Source organism: Bacillus cihuensis, assembly GCF_000504145.1.
Classification (GTDB): domain Bacteria; phylum Bacillota; class Bacilli; order Bacillales; family DSM-1321; genus Peribacillus; species Peribacillus huizhouensis.
Genome location: NZ_KI632495.1, coordinates 2,267,458 through 2,285,710 on the forward strand (window position 1 = coordinate 2,267,458; position 18,253 = coordinate 2,285,710).

General features: G+C 36.6%; 14 protein-coding genes and 1 pseudogene. 4 read left to right on the top strand and 11 right to left on the bottom strand.

The window, feature by feature from the left end:
• Positions 1–210: 210 nt before the first annotated feature.
• From gucD to V179_RS0116665, 3 genes are all read right to left on the bottom strand, one after another.
• Positions 211–1,677, bottom strand: coding sequence for an alpha-ketoglutaric semialdehyde dehydrogenase GucD (gene gucD, locus V179_RS0116655; protein WP_028392488.1), 1,467 nt, complete (start codon positions 1,675–1,677; stop codon positions 211–213).
• A gap of 42 nt (positions 1,678–1,719) precedes the next feature.
• Positions 1,720–2,496, bottom strand: a complete 777-nt coding sequence (locus V179_RS0116660) for an IclR family transcriptional regulator (protein ID WP_028392489.1) — start codon at positions 2,494–2,496, stop codon at positions 1,720–1,722.
• Positions 2,497–2,698: 202 nt separating this feature from the next.
• Positions 2,699–5,920, bottom strand: a complete 3,222-nt coding sequence (locus V179_RS0116665; protein ID WP_028392490.1) for a DEAD/DEAH box helicase — start codon at positions 5,918–5,920, stop codon at positions 2,699–2,701.
• A 337-nt stretch (positions 5,921–6,257) separates the two neighbouring features.
• On the opposite strand from V179_RS0116665, the gene V179_RS0116670 reads away from it, so the two are divergent.
• Positions 6,258–6,584 carry a thioredoxin family protein gene (locus V179_RS0116670; RefSeq protein WP_028392491.1) on the top strand — a complete coding sequence of 109 codons (327 nt, stop codon included), beginning with the start codon at positions 6,258–6,260 and terminating at the stop codon, positions 6,582–6,584.
• A 272-nt stretch (positions 6,585–6,856) separates the two neighbouring features.
• On the opposite strand, the gene V179_RS0116675 is transcribed toward V179_RS0116670, so the two are convergent.
• The 3 genes from V179_RS0116675 to V179_RS0116685 form a co-directional block, all read right to left on the bottom strand.
• Entirely contained in the window at positions 6,857–7,525 is a 669-nt protein-coding gene (locus tag V179_RS0116675; protein ID WP_028392492.1) for a C40 family peptidase, read from the bottom strand.
• Positions 7,526–8,056: 531 nt separating this feature from the next.
• Positions 8,057–8,776, bottom strand: coding sequence for a glucosamine-6-phosphate deaminase (locus V179_RS0116680; protein ID WP_028392493.1), 720 nt, complete (start codon positions 8,774–8,776; stop codon positions 8,057–8,059).
• A 58-nt stretch (positions 8,777–8,834) separates the two neighbouring features.
• Positions 8,835–10,700 carry a beta-glucoside-specific PTS transporter subunit IIABC gene (locus V179_RS0116685; RefSeq protein ID WP_028392494.1) on the bottom strand — a complete coding sequence of 622 codons (1,866 nt, stop codon included), beginning with the start codon at positions 10,698–10,700 and terminating at the stop codon, positions 8,835–8,837.
• Positions 10,701–11,151: 451 nt separating this feature from the next.
• On the opposite strand from V179_RS0116685, the gene V179_RS0116690 reads away from it, so the two are divergent.
• A complete protein-coding gene (locus tag V179_RS0116690) occupies positions 11,152–12,120 on the top strand; it encodes a LacI family DNA-binding transcriptional regulator (protein ID WP_028392495.1) in 969 nt (322 codons plus the stop codon).
• A 500-nt stretch (positions 12,121–12,620) separates the two neighbouring features.
• Here V179_RS0116690 and V179_RS0116695 read toward each other — a convergent pair whose 3' ends face one another.
• Genes V179_RS0116695 through V179_RS31080 form a run of 3 tightly spaced genes read right to left on the bottom strand, consistent with a single transcriptional unit; the run spans position 12,621 to position 13,653 of the window.
• Positions 12,621–13,130: a YfiT family bacillithiol transferase gene (locus V179_RS0116695; RefSeq protein ID WP_028392496.1), complete on the bottom strand. Its 510-nt coding sequence runs from the start codon at positions 13,128–13,130 to the stop codon at positions 12,621–12,623.
• A 37-nt stretch (positions 13,131–13,167) separates the two neighbouring features.
• Positions 13,168–13,488 carry a hypothetical protein gene (locus V179_RS28190; protein WP_051404992.1) on the bottom strand — a complete coding sequence of 107 codons (321 nt, stop codon included), beginning with the start codon at positions 13,486–13,488 and terminating at the stop codon, positions 13,168–13,170.
• Positions 13,489–13,500: 12 nt separating this feature from the next.
• Complete coding sequence (locus tag V179_RS31080; RefSeq protein ID WP_154664012.1) at positions 13,501–13,653, bottom strand: hypothetical protein; 153 nt, start codon at positions 13,651–13,653, stop codon at positions 13,501–13,503.
• A gap of 417 nt (positions 13,654–14,070) precedes the next feature.
• Between V179_RS31080 and V179_RS30160 the strand changes: the two are divergent.
• Positions 14,071–14,244, top strand: a pseudogene (locus V179_RS30160) (sodium:proton antiporter); the annotation flags it as partial.
• Positions 14,245–14,378: 134 nt separating this feature from the next.
• On the opposite strand, the gene V179_RS0116710 reads toward V179_RS30160, so the two are convergent.
• Positions 14,379–14,945: an isochorismatase family protein gene (locus tag V179_RS0116710; protein ID WP_034301287.1), complete on the bottom strand. Its 567-nt coding sequence runs from the start codon at positions 14,943–14,945 to the stop codon at positions 14,379–14,381.
• A 1,026-nt stretch (positions 14,946–15,971) separates the two neighbouring features.
• On the opposite strand from V179_RS0116710, the gene V179_RS0116715 reads away from it, so the two are divergent.
• A complete protein-coding gene (locus tag V179_RS0116715; protein WP_028392498.1) occupies positions 15,972–16,325 on the top strand; it encodes a hypothetical protein in 354 nt (117 codons plus the stop codon).
• 757 nt (positions 16,326–17,082) lie between these two features.
• On the opposite strand, the gene ald is transcribed toward V179_RS0116715, so the two are convergent.
• On the bottom strand, positions 17,083–18,216 hold the full coding sequence (gene ald, locus V179_RS0116720; protein WP_028392499.1) for an alanine dehydrogenase: 1,134 nt from the start codon (positions 18,214–18,216) through the stop codon (positions 17,083–17,085).
• Between the last annotated feature and the right edge of the window lie 37 nt (positions 18,217–18,253).

An 18,253-nucleotide genomic window follows, 5' to 3' on the forward strand; every position in this document is an offset into this window, starting at 1 on the left:
TATTCCTTCTTTCTATTATATATAGTTAAGGGTCCGACCTCGCACGCTAAACCAGTATGTGATACTTCATACACTTTTCTAATACTGTATTTAGTTTATGCGAGTCTGACCCTTTGCTTGACCTCACACGTTAAATCCGTATGCAGCGCTTCCTACACTTTTCTTATCCTATATTTAGTTTTTGCGGGGTCTGACCCTTTGTTCATATGACTACCCTTTGATAAAAACGGTTTTTATCGCCGTATAAAATTCTTTTGCTGCTTCTCCTTGCTCTCGGCCTCCAGTACTTGAAGCTTTCATGCCGCCAAATGGTGCTTGAAGCTCTACTCCTGCACTTTCTGCATTGATACGAACGAGGCCAGCTTCAATTTCATCAATGAATTCAAGTAATGAACCAATATTCGTTGTAAAAATGGAAGCACTCAATCCATATTTCGTATGATTCGCTATTTCAATCGCATCCTCTAAATCAGTTGCTCGGATCAGAGCAATAACTGGTCCAAAAATTTCTTCTTGAGCAATTCTCATATTCTGTTCTACATCGCCAAAAATGGCTGGTGTAATATAAAAACCTTTGTCAAAGTCCTCACCAGACAATGTCTCTCCACCAGTGATGAGCGTGGCCCCTTCTTCTTTTCCAATTTCTATATATGATCTCACTGTATTAAACTGGCTTTCACTTGCGCAAGGTCCCATCCAGATTCCTTCTTTTAAGCCGTCTCCTACCGTGATTTTCTTCGTTTCTTGAACTAACTTTTCAACGAAAACATCATAGACAGGCGCTTCAACAATTACTCGACTTGAAGCTGTACATTTTTGGCCGGATGAACGAAAACCGCCGCTTATAACAGCTTCAACTGCAGCGTCTAAATCAGCATCTTTCGTAATAATAACCGGGTTTTTTCCACCCATTTCTAATTGGAATTTTACCCCACGTGCTGCTGCGGATTTTGCCACACCCTCACCCACGGTTTCAGAACCAGTAAAGGTGATAGCGTTTACAAGTTGGTGGTCAATCAATTCTTGACCAATGACGGAGCCGGACCCTGTAATGAAGTTCAATACGCCATCTGGCAAACCTGCTTTTGCAAAGCAATCGACTACTTTTGCCGCTGTTACAGCTGCTTCAGTGGCTGGTTTAAACACGACTGTATTGCCATATACAAGTGCAGGTGCAATTTTCCATATTGGAATCGCTACAGGAAAGTTCCATGGTGTAATGACTCCGACAACGCCAACTGGTGTCCGTTTCGTAAACATGAGCGCATCTTTATCAGAAGATGGAATAACGTCCCCGTCTTTCCTCATCCCTTCTCCTGCATAGTATCGAAGGATTGCCACTCCGCGTGCTGTTTCTCCTTTTGCTTCAGGAAGTGTTTTCCCCATTTCCTTTGTCATCGTTTCAGCAATCTCGTTCAAATTCTCCTCAAGAATATTGGCTACTGTAAATAAAAGTTGACCTCTTTGTGCCTGACCCATTTTTCTCCATGATTTTTTAGCATGATGTGCTGCCTGAACGGCTTGGTCTAAATCCGCTTTTGTTGAATTTTGAACAAAACCTACTACCTCTTCTTTATTAGCCGGATTAATACTTTTAAGTGTTGCTTGTGACGCTGAATCGATCCATTCATTATTAATAAAGTTTTTAAATGTATTTTCAATTGATATGGTTTGCACGATTATTCGCTCCTTTTCATTCAAATACTTCTTGATTTCTATCTAACGTTTCTCTAGGTCACCTGTATACCCTGCATTCCGGGATAATCGAGACGCAAGTTTAATAATTTCATCTCTAGCTGCCTCTTGTTTTGTCTCCCAACTATTACTCATCATCGTAAAACTAACACCAGCTATAATTTTGTTTTCAAAATTATAAATTGGTGCGCTAACACAATGGAATCCCAATGAGGCTTCCTGATTTTCAATCGCATAACCATTTTTTCCTGCTTTTTGAATATTGGCGTATAGATCATCAATGTTTGAAATCGTGTACGGCGTCTTACGTTCCCAGTTGGTTGATTGGAAAAGTTTAGACAGTTTTTCTTTTGAATACTGAATCAACTGAATTTTCCCGATTGCAGATGCATAGGCCGGAAATCTCATGCCTGGATCTGTGACAAGCCTTACTCTTGAATCGCCTTCCATCTTCCCTAAATACATCACATTATCTTCTTCCAAAACGCCAAGTTGAATGTGTTCATTAATAAGAGCAACGGACGAGCCAGCTTCTTTATAAAATGATTGAAGGATATTGAACTGTTTGAAATACGCTGCACTAAACCCTCCTATTGCCGGACCAAGTGTATATGTATCACCATCCTCCTTGATCACCCACTTAAGCATTTCTAATGTGTTTAGCAAAGAGAATAATGAACTCTTATTAATTTCCAACTTCTTGGATAAATCAATTAACCGTAGCTGATTTGGAAATTCACCGATTTCTTTTAAGATCTTATCTGCTCTTTCAATCGCAGGGACCCAATACTTTTCTGTCATAAAAACTTTCCCCTTTTCTTGTATGCAACGCCATTCAGTTTAAAATAATAAACTAGGTTTAGTATATTAAACTATTTACATGGTATCACATAAATCTGATTTTTCAAATAAATATATTTCACTTTTCAGAATTTTTTAATTAATAGATAATAATAAAGAAACATACACCTAGAATCAGAAGATTCTAAGTGTATGTTTCCTTCTATATCGACAATATTTCTCGAATGTCCTCTTCAGTAAGAGTAGACGATACTTTCTCCTCAGAATCGATGATCTCTGAAATCAGATGTTTCTTTTTCTCTTGCAGTTCATTCATCTTTTCTTCGATTGTGCCGCGGGCAACAAGCTTGATAACCTGTACGCTATTTTTCTGACCCATGCGATGGGCACGATCTGCAGCTTGTTCTTCGACAGCTGGATTCCACCAAATGTCATATAAGATAACGGTATCAGCCCCTGTTAGATTGAGTCCTGTACCGCCTGCCTTTAAGGAAATGAGGAAAAAATTTCGTTCGCCTTCATTAAATCGATTGCAGATTTCTACTCTCTCTTCCGAAGGTGTTTGCCCATCAAGATAGAAAAAAGGCAGGTCTTGAATCGTTAATTTTCTACCTATAAGCTCAAGCATTTTCGTAAATTGTGAGAAAATCAACACCCTTCTTCCAGAAAGCTTTGATTCCTCAATAATCTGCAGCAGCTGTTCAAATTTCGCTGAGCTTCCTTTATATCCCTCTACAAACAAAGCAGGGTGACAACAAATCTGTCGCAACCGAGTCAAGCCAGCCAGGATTTTAATTCGATTTTTTCGAAGTGTGTCCTTGTCCAGATGCTTTAACGTATCGTGTCGCAGCTTCGCCAAATAAGCAGCGTACAATTGCTTCTGATCCGGAAGTAACTCCACGGATTCCATCGATTCGATTTTTTCAGGAAGCTCTGGAAGTACATCCTCTTTCAACCTACGAAGCAAAAATGGTCGAATTCGTCTGGCAATCGTTTTTCTTGAGAGGTTACTATATTCCTTTAACCCTAAGAATAGTTCAGGGAAAACAACATGAAAAATAGACCACAGCTCCTCTAGTGAATTTTCAACCGGTGTGCCAGTGAGGGCGAAGCGATAATCTGCTTGGATCTTCTTTACCGATCGTGCAGTTTGTGTCACAGGATTTTTAAAGACTTGAGCCTCATCAAAAAACACAGTGTGAAAAGATTGTTTTTCGTACCAAATAATGTCCTTACGCAACAATGGATAGGAGGTGATGATCACATCCATAGCCGTTATATCTTGTTGTATATTAAAACGTTCTTTTTTATTCCCATCAACGACAAGAGCTTGTACATCCGGAGCAAATTTTATGATTTCACTTAGCCAGTTATACGTCAAAGATGATGGACAAACAATAAGCGCTGGGCTCTTCTTTTTACGAATGTTAGGAAGCTCCGATAAAATAAATGTGATGCTTTGCAGCGTTTTACCTAATCCCATATCATCTGCGAGAATTCCGCCGAATCCATAGCTGGCAAGTGTTTTCATCCATTTATAGCCGCGTTTTTGATAGTCCCGCAAGACCGGCTCTAAATGTTTTGGCACCTCAAACTCCAGGCTGCCAGGATCGCGGATGTTTTCCAAGAACTGTCTAAATGACTCTTCAAATGTGAACGCATGGCTATCATCAACTGCATCAAGAAGCCTAAGACCCCGAACAATTGGTACATTCAAGCCATTTTCCAGATCTTCATTCTGTACCGGAAGTGCACGCAAAAAGCGGTTAATTTCTTCAAATTCCCTTGTTTCTAATGAGAGTAGTGAGCCGTTCCGTAAACGATAATACTTCCGCTTTTCCTCTAAAGCCAATAGAATCTCACGTATCTGTTTTTCAGGAATGCCATCCATTTCAAATTTGAATTCTAGCCAATTGGTCCGTTCTTTTTTGACCTTCACCCTAACCAGTGGCCGAGTATTCTCTTTAGAAATCCGATTTCTCACTGCTGTAGTCGCATATATTTGAACCATTTTTTGAAGTTTGGGTAGAACGTGGTACAAGAACTCATACTCCAACTCTTCATTTTGCAAAAAATATCCACCGTCCGTCTTGGCAAACGAACTGTCCTCCATCAGTTTTAATATCGCTTCCTCCTTCGCAACATCCCTTATAAGCATTGAAACTGCCCGGAGTTCCCGACTTTCCAATGGATTAATTATTATATTTTCATAGTGAAACTCTAAACCAGCAAGCAGGCGATTTTTTAGACGATCTAAGTATAGTTTGGCAATCAGTGGTTTCTTCACAAACCGCTCAGAAATAGCTCTAGATATTTGAACATCACCTAGTTTTTTTAAACCGGGAATCACTTTTTCCAGAAAAAAATCGATTTGCTCCTCATGGATCGGAATTTGATTCGTTCCTTGCTGATCTAGCATCTGTTTTAGTTCAGAAAGACGTTTGCAATCTTCACTTTTCAACTGGATGACTTTTCCTTCAAATAGAACAGCGTTATATGAATTCAACACAATCATACGATTCAGTCCATTGATTTTCAGTTGATAGCCTTTCCCTTCCGTTTCCGTAAAGTCAAACTGTAATGGTAGGGGTTCTCTCACTAAGTGAAGACCATCAAACGAATTCCCATCATACGTAAGCTTCACCATTGGTGCTCTTTCAAGAATAGGAAAAATCTTGTCCCAAGAAGATGGAGGAATCAGTAATATACGATGATGGCTTATATAATCTGATTTGTCCGGCATCGCGTCCAAATACACTCTTTCATCATGGATTACTTGAATGAGCTGCCCAATCACAGCATCTGTCTCTTTTTGGAAGCAATGAAGGCTTGGATTGTACGTAAATGATTTAGAAAGCAAGGCTGAGTTGCTCTCTTGCACTTGCTTCAGAAAACCTCGGATATTGTGCACATCGGTTGGTCCAACCTTGGCTTCTATTCCAAACATATACCCGCCCTTACCTATTCTAACGGGTTTACATATAAACTCTACATCAAGAACTTTTCTTTTTTCAAAGTGAAGCTGTTGGCTGCTTGATCGTTTAGGCTGGTCATTGAAAAGGGTCAGTAATCCTTCTGCCAGTGTGTGATTTGTTGAAGAGTCCAACTTACGAGCGCTTCGAATACTAGGGATTGTACTTAGACGTTGATGTTCGTAAATCGACAGTAAAACAGCTGCAATATGTTGACAGTCCTTTTGAAAGGAAGCAAGAGAAGGGCAACTGCATTTCGTTCGCAAACCACCATTCTTATCCTTTTCAATCGTGACATGAAAATCTTCCATGCCCGTTACCGTTGCTTCACAAACTTCGGGACTATATTTATCAAATATAACTTTATTAGCTCGATAAAAAGAGTCTCCTCTTTTGAAGGAGACTATACCGCACATTTCTTTAATAATTTTTTGATTTACTTTTATATTCAAATGCTGTGCTCCTTACTAAGGATATTCCGCTTCTGTTATCTTAACTATGTGAAGTTAGGGTTAGAATTTTTGAATGCGTTTATTATTATTAAAAATCGAATTATCACGATTGTATCATAAGCGTAAAACTTTTTAACTACAGTTATGAAGATACCATCAAAATGATTAATCAACAGGACTCACCCATTCATATCGTAAAAAATAATGTAACATCTAAAGCGCTACTATTCTTTCAAAGGAAAATAGGCGGACATGTCGATGGCTAAGTTTTGTATTTCTTGCAGTTAGTAGATATAATCGGTGCTAATCAAATTGTTTAGGGGCGTTAGGCGATTGTATGGAAAAAATGATGAGTTTAAATCAAATTAAGGAAGCTATTCAAGAAAAACCATTGGTGATTCTGTTATCTAAGACAGACAATTGTGGTGTATGTGAGTCTGTTCACTGTAAAATGATAGAACTTTTGAAATCATATTCACGGGTCAAAGGAGTGTATGTATTTAATGAGGATGTGCCAGAAATTACATCCGAATATATGATTTTCTCTGCTGCTACTCTACTTCTGTTTGTGGAAGGTAAAGAAATATTCAGAGTTTCTCGATTTATTCGATTCGATGAATTAGAGCGTATACTTCAATTTTATGAAAAGGAATTGGACCTGTAATTTCACAATTACCTTTCTAGTGAACCCAACCCCGGCTTTTCTTTTGTCATTGGCAATTGAAACTATCAACTCTATTTCTTTTATACATAGGTTTATTAGAAAACCTACTGAAGAATCATCGGCAGGGTTAACCCTGCTTTTCTCATTAAGAATAGAGTGAAAGTTTTTAGAAATAAAGTGAAACTTCAATCAGTGGGGGTTTACTGCCTGTGAATACGGAATAAATAAAACAAAGCCAGTCTTTATAAGACTAGCTTTTAATGTCTACTTGATTAGATTCTTTTTGCTCCTATATATCTTTTAGACCAATAACTATTATCCAAGGAGCTAATACTCACTCCGTTTGATGAAGAACTATGAATGAATTGGTTATTCCCTACATAGATCCCTGCATGTGAAGCACCAGACTTATAGGTTTCAAAAAAGACTACATCTCCAACTTGTGGTTTGGATACTTTTACTCCCTTATTATAAATACCCGAGACAGTTCTTGGTAACTTAACATCCGCACTTTTTTCGAAAACATAAGTTAGGAATCCACTGCAATCAAAACCTTTAGGCGTAGTTCCTCCCCATACATACCGGACATTCAACTGTTTTTTCGCTACTTTAACCAATTCGCCGGACTTCACCTGTGCTACTTTTGCAGGCTGATTTGTTACTCCCAACACCTTATATGTATTTGCACCAACAATGCCATCCGCTTTCAATCCCTTGCTTTTTTGAAACTTCTTGACTGCACTTTCAGTAGCTGTTCCAAAATATGTTGTCGTATTCTGATTGGTGAAGTACCCTTTATTCTTTAAAACTTCTTGTAATTGTTTAACTTCTGTATGTGTCATTCCGCGTTTTAATGTTTGATCACCCAATGCAGCATTACTAACTATTGGATTTGTAAGCAATAAGCCAGTCACAACAAATGATGCAATAATCTTTTTCATTAATATATATCCTCCGCTAAAATCTCTTTTTCTTTGATTTTATCACCCTAAAGTGTCAGATATATTTAAATAAGATTACATTTTTATTGCAAATTTGACAAAATTCGCACCCATCTCTAATAGATCGTTTTTTTTCTGTTCTAGTTCCTATGTAAGCTTGCCTCTGCTTCATGATAATAAGTTGTTTAAATCATAATAAATTCGATATAAAATCATAAAGTTGTTTAAAAACGCCAGTCTAGCTATTCAACAAACAGGCCAGATTGTTGAGCAACATAGCCGGAAAATAATCAAACTTTTTCATAAAAAGCCCTCTCACGAAATATATTAAGAGCCTGTTTTGATCAAACATTTTTTCAAAACAGGCTCTATTATATTCGAATAATCAACGTTATACAACGTACTTTTGATCAAACATTTTTATAAGCCAACATAAGGAGTTTGATTTTGTAGTTAATTTTCTATTGCCATTTTTGTTTCATTAGGGGGAATGGTCTAAAAGGAGACTAACCTCACCCTATATTTCCTACATTATCTTATTTTTGAAGCTGCATCCTTATCTAAAATGACTGTTAAGTTAGGATGCATTTGTAAAATAGATGCTGGAACATTTGCATCCACTGGTCCAAACAATGCTTTTTGAATAATATCTGCTTTATGTTCGCCATTCGCAATTAATATGATATGTCGAGCATGCATGACACTTTTTGGCCCCATAGTCACATAAAAATCAGGAACCTTATTCATATCGCCACCAACTTCGCCACGGATAATTTCCGGCATGTTTTCTGATACATCTGTTGCAACTGCCGAAGTGATATCGTTAAAAGTAGTCGTCCCAGGCAAATTACCGCAATAATGCCCATCAGCACCAATGCCGATGATAATCATGTCTAATCCGCCATCTTTAGCAAGTCGATCATCATGTGTTTGATAATTCGTTTCATCTAATACATGGATATGATCAGTTGAAATTCCTGCTGGGTCAAAGTACATTTTTTTCAAGTTACGCATTGTAACTCCAAATCCAGATTCCTCTTTGAAAGGAATTTCATCAAAGTTATAATAGTGTACGTTTTCAAAATGTGGTTTCTCTTTTACGTGTGGTATTAATAATTCATATATTCGTTTTGGGGTGCTCCCAGCTGTAATTGCTAAATTAACTCGACTTGGTTGGTACATATAACCCAATACATGGTTTGCTGCGATTTGGCTCATTTCGTTATAATCTTTACCCACAAAAATTTTCATTTATAATCACTCCTGAATTTTTTTTGTTTACTTGACCAACAATTTCCATAAGTTCTTCTTAAACTATTAAGGTCATAAATGGTTCTCTGATGTCGATTTTCCCTTCTTTCATTTCCTTAATCGATCGATAGAGGTCTGTATTTGTGATGATGACCGGTGTAATAAGATCATATCCTTCTGATTTTATAGCATTCATGTCAAACGTAACGAGTATATCTCCAACTTGCACAAAATCCCCTTCTCTCACATGTGCAGTGAAATGTTTTCCTTCTAATTTGACAGTATCCAAACCAACATGAATAAGGATCTCTGCACCATTCTCACTAGTGATTCCTAAGGCATGTTTTGTTTTAAAGATAGTAGTGACTGTACCGGAAACAGGGGAGACCACTATTCCTTCTTCGGGGTAAATTGCTAATCCTTTACCCATGATTTCACGAGAAAACGTTGGATCGTTAACCTTGCTTAATGGTTTTATCTCTCCTTTAACTGGGCTGTAGATCTCTTCTGCCATCACAATTCCGTTCGTTTTTGTATCTGCTTCTTTTTCTTTACTAGATGCGAGTGCATCTTGTTCTTGTCCTTCAATATCTTCAAAACCGATAAAGTAAGCTGCAATTAAACCAGCAATAAAGGAAATAGGTAACCCTATGATCGCATATAAAAATGTAGGGCCAATTAATGAAGGAATACCAGGTAACCCGAAGTTTCCTCCGAGCACATAATATTTTACGCCTACGAAACTATAATAAGCGCCACCCACTGCTCCACCAACAATCGCACCAATAAATGGCTTTTTAAGCCTCATATTGATCCCGTACATCGCTGGCTCGGTAATCCCCATAAGAGCAGTAATGCTTGTAGACATGGCAATCGATTTGAAAGATTTGTTTTTAGAACGTAGGGCTACGGCAAATGCCGCACCTGCTTGTCCCATATTTGCCATAAACATAGAAGGCATTAGATAGTCAAAACCATTTTTTGTGATATTATTTATAATAACTGGAAGAAATGCGTAGTGCATACCTGTCATTATAATTAATGACCAAGTTCCGCCAAGGATTAAACCAGCAAATATGCCTCCGTGTTCAAACAATGCACCAACACCTAAAGATAGCCAGTTTCCGATAATAGAGCCTAATGGGCCAACTGTAATTAAAGTGACTGGCACTACGATGAGTAAAGTAATCGCAGAAACGAAAATTATCTTCAATGCATTCGGAACAATCCTATCTACCCATTTTTCTACATAAGAAGCAATCCATATTGCAAGTAAAATCGGAATAACCGTTGATGAATAAGTGACGGCAGTTACCGGAAGGCCAATGAATGAAATTGATTTACCCGAGCTTAGCAACTGCGTGAGGTTTGGATGCAAAATTGCCGCTCCTATTGCTGCTGCTAAATAAGGATTGGTGCCAAACTTTCTTGCTGCGCTTACAGCGAGCAAGATCGGCATAAAGTAGAATGTACCGTCACCTATTGCATTCAATATAATGTAAGTCTGACTGCTATTAGATATCCAGCCAAATGTGAGTGCCACAGCTAGCAATCCTTTGATCAAACCGGCACCGGCAATGGCTGGAAGTATCGGTGTAAATACACCTGAGATTACATCAAAAATATTACTTAGTAAGTTTTTCTTATGATCGGATTTTTTCTCGCCGCTATCTTTTTTAAGGTTGCTGTTTTCCATAATGGCTTTATATACTTTTGGTACTTCGTTTCCGATAATCACCTGGAATTGGCCACCGCTAATGTTTATCCCCATCACGCCAAGTACTTTTTCCAATTTATTACGGTCCGCTTTGCTGTTATCATACAGATTGAAACGTAATCTAGTCATACAGTGAATAACGTTTTGTACGTTTTCTTCGCCGCCAATTAGCTGCAAAATTTCTTTTGCTGTTTTGTTATAATCCATGTGTATATAGCTCACCCTTCAGTGGAAAATTCAATTATTAAAATAAACTGAGATGCTGGTATGAGGAGTCAGCTCCATTTCCGGCAAATCCTTTAAATATGTGTAATAGGAGTATAATCAACAATAAAAATATTTTTTTGATTCGCATTACAGCAGTCATTGTTTTTGTTTAGTCACCATATTCTAGTATCTGTTTTATATTTCTTATCACTTCCAAAAGATTTCATAATTTGTCGAATCTAATAAACAAAAAATAGATACGTACCTCCTTTTGTACAATCTTATCTTGCATTTTTACTATATTTTGTGTAATGCATTACATGTCAAGGTTTTATTAAATAATTATTTACAGTCGAGAAAATGATAAGACCAAAGGTTCACAAGTTATCAAAAAGTAGTCCGAGATACTATTTTTCTTTGTACTTAAAATAAAGAATAATGAGGTGAAAGTATGACAAATATTCAGGATATCGCCAAATTAGCTGGTGTCTCAACAGCTACAGTCTCCCGTATCATAAACAATCAAGGCTATGTTAGCCCCGAGACGAGAGAACGCGTTCAGTCAATTATTGATCAACTAGACTATGTTCCGAATATTAATGCCGTTTCTTTAAAAAAAGGGAAAACTCGTCTAATTGGCATTATTGCACTTGTTTATAATGATGAACTGAGCGTCTTTGTACATAGTTTTGTTAATGTTGCACTACAACATGGATATAATATTACAATGTTTATCACCAATGGTGATGGACAAAAAGAGATTGAAGCCCTTGAAATGCTTCGACGTAAACAACTAGATGCACTAGTATGTGTTGTCAGGATTAATGATTGGAAATTAATCGAGGGTTATACAAAATATGGACCTATCGTTACATGGGAGCGAGTAGTATCTGATAAATTAAAATCAGTTTTTATGAATCATTATGAAGGTTACATGCTAGTATTAGAACATTTATACAAAAAAGGATATCGACGAATTGTTAATATATATGGACGGAGTACTGGCAAAAACACAAAAAGTCGTATAAGAGCATATGAAGACTTTTGTGAAAGATACAATCTTAATCCCCACGAATTTCAAGATTTTTATGATCAACGAAGTATTGAAAATGGTGAAAAAATTGCTTCATGGTGGGTAGAACAAAAAGTAAAACCTGATGCATTTATTTGCACGGCAGATTATTTAGCCTGTGCATTATTAGCAGAAGCTCGACGACTTAACTTAAATGTCCCAAATGATTTTGCCGTAGTAGGTTTTGGGAATATGGATATTGCACATTTCATGGATTTGACCACCGTTCATTATCCCATCGATTTACAAGCTGAGAATGCTTTTATAATAATTTTAAATCAACTAAATAATCATACCAATCCATTACGAAAGTTGGAATTTAAACTTATTGAGAGGAAAACAACCTAATAAAGTCAATTTTGAGCAGTATGGCTAATTAGATAATCCATTGTCAGTAGTGGATAGAGAGTAAAGAAATGGATGAGAATGGGGCGGAAAGTGGAAGTAGAGAATTATTAGATGGTTTTATAAGTCATTTTCATATTTAATGTTTTTCTTCAAAGGGTGGTGTTTCTTTAACAAGGGATGCTGCCTCCTCTTTTTTTCTGTAAGGGCGTAGTCAACTAACCAGCTAATAGAAACTTTAGGGATCTTCCACAATCGGGCGCTTTAATTGCATAAGAATCACAAAAGTTATCAAACTTTTTTATAAAAAACTGATTCAATTGAATATAGAAAAGTGTGTTTTGATTAATCTTCTTTCAAAACACACAGATATGGAACCTTCCCGGCTAATCTTGACAGTTCATAAGAAAAATCCAAAATCAATGACCATTACTGAGTACTAAGTTTCAGCTATGTAAAAATGGCTTATCGAGGTTTGATAAGCCACTTCCATACATATTGTATTATTTAGATAATGCGATTTTTATATGGGCTAAGTGATGCTCTTCGTGCCAAGCTAATTTTGCAACTTTTGTTGCAACTGTTATTTTACCGTTTATCTGGTGAGTAAAAGCTCGATCTAATTGCTCTTCAGTTAAACTATGTCCTAAAGATACGATGCGCTCATTTATACCTTCTAACATTTTAATAGAACTTTCTACAGGAAGCCTTGTATCCGGTTGAATAGCCCACTTTTCTTCATCAAAAGCTGGTACTGTTGGATTCTCATCTGTTAAAGCCAGCTTCAAACGTTGATACATGTTCAATTGAGAATCTGCAATGTGATGAACAAGTTGACGAACTGTCCAGCTACCATCACGATAAGTTCTGCTTAATTCCTCATCACTTAATGAATCGACAGTTTCTCTTAATCGAATCGTGTAAGTTTCGATCTCCTTTAGCAATTCTTGAATATTTTCTAATGTTACTTTTTCAGGAACTTGTAGTTTCCCAATTGGGTATCTTACATCCATTTTCAATCCCCTTTTCCCTATTCGTTATTTCTTTTACTTATTTATTATTACAAAATGATTGTGTAAGAATCACTTCATTACTCTGTTCAAAATGATGTAAATCATGATTTATGAAATCTTTTAAATATTCACGAAATGGTAGTGTCCTACTACAAATCGTTAGCTCATTATCCCATAATTCATCCTCTATATTATGAACAGCAATTATTAACTTTCTCCTTAGGTTCATAAAATTTGTAATCGTTTCTTCTTTGCTTCTATTTCTGCTAATCTTAGCAGATTTACAGTTTAACTCCTCTACGTTTGGTGCTTTTGGCAATGGCGTATCCTTAAATAAGTATTGTAGTCGGTCATTCAATAGGAATTCATCCTATGGTGTTAAATGACCAATTACTTCTGCAACTGTCCATTTATCTTTTGCAATGAGTGTTCGCCAATATTCTTCTGATGTATCTACTAATTTTTTCACAATATCGGTGGAGTGTTCAAAGTGAATTAATAATTCTTCTTTATTTTTATCCAAAATTTTCTGCTCCTAACTATATGTATTTCGGTATTAACGTTTAAAGTCCTTCTTTAAATCCCTACATTAAAAAAGGGCTACCCTAAGGTAAGCCCCTCTAAATAAAAAAATCCATAGACTAATGTGTTCAGAGTAACTATAAAAACTCATCTACATCACTAGTTTTTAAATTAATATAATGCTCCATAATGGTTTGATGTGATTTATGGCCGGACTGTTTTGCAATCGTTGGTATATCTGCTCCTTTTTGATACATTGCAGTAATTTGTGATTTCCGAATGAATGGTGCAAAGCCTAACCAACTATGAATAGACGGGCTATAACTATCTTCATGTATCTGGCGATTCTAATGATTTCCTCACTTATCTGCAGTTCCAACAAAGTAATCTTCTAGTGTTTATTTTATATTTGGTTTTTATAGGCGCTGGGATGGTATCAAGGGGAGAAGTAGCCTTAATTATCGCCGCAACTGGATTGCAAGAAGCTTTGTTAATCCCAGAGTATTTCACTTCAGTTATTATTGTTACAACTTTAATTGCACCTCCATTGTTAAAGTATGTAATACAAGGAGAATTAAAAGAAAGCAATTAATGCGTGAGGTCAGAAACCATGAAAAGGGCCATTTAATTAAATAAAATCAAGCCTAATTTCTATTATAAAAAGAAAACTAGGCTTCTTAATTTTACTGAAGGTAGCCCAATACATACTATATTACATATATCAAATCATGACTCTAGTGCTGCGAGTACTTCCTCGGTCGTTGCCATTCGTCCTATAAGTGGGAAGATAAACTTACATGGGAATTCATGAGCTTCTATTGATGTAGCAGTCATGGCATCTGTTACAAAAATTTGATTGTAGTTGTGTTGATATGCTTCACGAGCAGTAGTATCAACTCCAATATGGGTTGAGATTCCACCTAATACAATGTTTTCTATTCCACGTCTACGAAGTTGCAAGTCAAGATCAGTGCCGAAGAAAGCTCCGAAATGACGCTTTGTGACGATATGGTCTGTCGGTTGCACATTCAGTTCGGGTGGGAATTCAGCCCAATCTTCAGATAGTTTAGGAGGCAATTGCATTTCCGCATCAGGATGCAACGCATCTTTTCCATCTAAAAAATCGACATGTACAAATGTGACAAATGCACCTGCCCGACGAAAGGCACCTGCGAGTTGTGATGCATTTCGGACAACTGTAGAAGTGTCGTGAGGTGCACCTTTTAAACCAGTAATTCCTTTCTGTAGATCAATGAGGACTAATGCGGTTTTATTAGCTTGAATTTTATACATAAATTGCACTTCTTTCCTGAAATTAAATTTTTCGAACACCTAGATCAGTGGAAAACGTCGATAACAACTTTTTTTAATGCATGGTATTTAGCTTTTTTGCTGTTGTTTTGTTAGACAATAACCAAACACCTAAAAAAATAAAACCAAAGAAAGTGCTACAATTGTGCCGTAGGAAGTGGTTGTGATCGCCCAACCGATTCCATGAACTAACCTTAATAACAAAATAAAATTAACCGTTGCCATCCAATAGTATCTAGCATGGGCCATTTCAATATACAGGTGTTTATCTAGAATGAGGTTTAAGCAATGAACTTCAGCAAACGGACGCCTTTCTGTAATAAGGAACAGCGCTATTTCCATTATAGGGCCAGATTGCGGAATAATATCTTTAATAGAAATTGGATATTTATGTTAAAATTTAGATGAGATTGTGAAGAACTGTACTTAAGCTAACGAAGCAGGTTAATGGAATAAGGAATATTCTAGTGTAAAGAGCATAACTCTTAGTATATGGCTGTTTTCCGAAATGTTGCTGCTATTTAACAAATTATCATATTGTTTCGTCAGTTAAGGAGGAAATCATATGGAATGGTATATATGGTTTGCCGTAATTAGTGCTGTTATTATTATTATTGGGTATAAATCTTCTAAAAAGAAATAATGCTTGTTGAACTAACGGGTAGCTTTACTTCAATAAAAACCACAACACTTCAATCTAATACATCATGTTAATAACTTTGATTTCTACTTTTCTTTTCTGTTCATAAGATAAATTTTTGGGGTACGCCTTTTAGCTTAAATAAGAAAAAAACGAAATTAAAGATGTTTTCGGTTCATGAACTTTATTTAAGTAAGGTTGATGACGCAACCAAAAGATGTTTGAACCTAAGAAGCTTTGGTCATTTTTAACTATTTTAATAATCAGTTTATTCTGATATTATAAAAGGGATAAAGATTGGAGGAGGAAATAACATAAAAAGCTTATTTTCAATCTTAAGTACCTTTGTGTTAGTTCTGGTAGGTGGAATGGTATTAAGTACTTCTTCTGCTCAAGCAAGTGTTCCTCAGTATTCTTTTCAAACAGAAGATGGAAAATGGGATGGTGAAATTGGAAATCCTAACAAAGGTAGTGACTTAGAGGTAGAACTAGTTCCCCCAATCTATTTAAAGACCTCTTCTGGAAGTAAGTTATTGACTAATTATAGTAACTTACGGGCTCGTCTCTGCAATGCTAGTACCGGAAAGTGCACAGGCTATCATAGCTTAACAGGTGGAAAGACATTATTCACAGGTATGAAAATAGGTAAATTTTATGTTGATGTGAAAGATGGATATTCCTCTGGCAAAGTATATGGAAAACTACAAATTATTTTCAAATAACTTGTATTATTTGCTACTCATTCTCAATGGGTAGCATTTTATATGAAAAGTTTCTAAAATAAATTAATATCTAAATCTTTTTTGTATAATTTACTATAATTGAACTTTACCACTGCCTTTTTTTCCAGAAAAGAAGCGAAGTTTACTGACATAACTAGCACGTTCACAAACGCTACGAGCCAGAATACCATAAGATACAGGAAATGTTGTTTGTGTGACATGAAATAAAGTTTGATACTTTGTTATTAAACTAATGGGTGCTTTACTTCAATAAGGAGTAGGTTTTAAGGAACAATAAAGTTATTTAAATACGTCGGTCATGTTATTCCATTAAAGGGAGCAATTGTGCAATAACACTTAGATTTAAACGACTTTATTGTTGTGTTTTTAAGTGCAGTGAAGTATTTCACATCAAAAATTAAACAGCTTTATTTTAACCCCGTCTTAAAATCAGAACGGGGTCATACGTGTTTTAGGTTTTAAAATTAAATAACTTTATTGTCATTTTACATAATCCGCCCTTACGTTGAGTACATGTATTCAACGTAAGGGCCCTTTTAAATTCGTTTTTTAATTTTCTTAGTTAAGATAACGTGTATATCTCGGCTGAACCCCCACTAGAATATGGCAACGATTATGCTAATCCATTGTTCCTGTCATTCCCCTATTTTGTCGACGTTTGGTTTCAGAGAGTGACATCATTTTTTATTAATAAAGTTTAAAGGACTAAACATAATACTGTTTAGTCCTTTAAACTTTATCGTGCAACCATTTCTTTTTCTAAAGCAACTTCTACTCTTACATAGTCGTAACCAAGATCTCTTGCAACGGCTTCAAAAGTTATTTCACCATTAGCTACGTTTACTCCAAGTTTTAATGCTTCGTTTTCAGCGATGGCTTGATATACACCTTTGTTTGCCATCTGTAAGGCATATGGAAGAGTAACATTCGTTAGGGCAATGGTTGAAGTTCTTGGAACTGCACCAGGCATATTGGCTACAGCGTAATGAACAACACCATGCTTTTCATAGGTTGGGTTGTCATGAGTGGTAATATGATCGATCGTTTCAACGATTCCACCTTGGTCGATAGCCACATCAACAACAACTGAACCAGGCTTCATTGCCTTTATCATTTCTTCTGTTACCAGCTTAGGAGCTTTTGCACCAGGAATCAATACAGCGCCAACTAAAAGGTCAGCCTCAGCTACTGCCTGTGCGATATTGAACGGGTTGGACATGAGTGTTTTAATTGAATTGCCAAAAATATCATCCAATTGACGTAACCGATCCGCACTCACATCGATAATCGTTACATCCGCCCCTAATCCAATCGCCATTTTCGCTGCGTTGGTACCAACAATACCGCCGCCAATAATGGTCACTTTCCCACGGCTTACACCAGGAACACCCGCAAGAAGGATTCCTTTACCACCGTTTGATTTTTGTAAAAATTGCGCACCGATTTGTGCAGCCATCCGGCCGGCAACCTCACTCATTGGCGTCAGCAGCGGCAGCGTGCGATTCACTGAAACAGTTTCATAGGCAATCGCAAGAACGCTTTTTTCTTTAAGCGCCTGAGCTAACGCCGGTTCAGCAGCCAAATGTAAATAGGTGAATAAAATTAAGCCTTCACGGAAATAACCATACTCACTTGGCAGAGGCTCTTTTACTTTCATAATCATATCTGATTGCGCCCACACATCTGCCACATTTTCAATGATTTCTGCACCATAATTCAAGTAATCTTCATTGGTAAAACCACTGCCCATACCGGCGTTTTTCTCCACTAATACTTTATGACCGGCATTTACGAATGAAACGACTCCAGCTGGAGTTAAAGCCACACGGTTTTCATTATTTTTAATTTCTTTAGGTACACCAATAATCATGATACGATCTCTCCTTTTTTTTAAAAAAATTAGGCTG

Coding starts and splice junctions, on each gene's coding strand:
- V179_RS0116670 (WP_028392491.1), top strand. CDS start 6,258: ATGGAAAAAATGATGAGTTTAAATCAAATTAAGGAAGCTATTCAAGAA.
- V179_RS0116685 (WP_028392494.1), bottom strand. CDS start 10,700: ATGGATTATAACAAAACAGCAAAAGAAATTTTGCAGCTAATTGGCGGC.
- ald (WP_028392499.1), bottom strand. CDS start 18,216: ATGATTATTGGTGTACCTAAAGAAATTAAAAATAATGAAAACCGTGTG.
- V179_RS0116690 (WP_028392495.1), top strand. CDS start 11,152: ATGACAAATATTCAGGATATCGCCAAATTAGCTGGTGTCTCAACAGCT.
- V179_RS0116695 (WP_028392496.1), bottom strand. CDS start 13,130: ATGGATGTAAGATACCCAATTGGGAAACTACAAGTTCCTGAAAAAGTA.
- V179_RS0116680 (WP_028392493.1), bottom strand. CDS start 8,776: ATGAAAATTTTTGTGGGTAAAGATTATAACGAAATGAGCCAAATCGCA.
- V179_RS0116675 (WP_028392492.1), bottom strand. CDS start 7,525: ATGAAAAAGATTATTGCATCATTTGTTGTGACTGGCTTATTGCTTACA.
- V179_RS0116660 (WP_028392489.1), bottom strand. CDS start 2,496: ATGACAGAAAAGTATTGGGTCCCTGCGATTGAAAGAGCAGATAAGATC.
- V179_RS0116715 (WP_028392498.1), top strand. CDS start 15,972: ATGGTATTAAGTACTTCTTCTGCTCAAGCAAGTGTTCCTCAGTATTCT.
- V179_RS0116710 (WP_034301287.1), bottom strand. CDS start 14,945: ATGTATAAAATTCAAGCTAATAAAACCGCATTAGTCCTCATTGATCTA.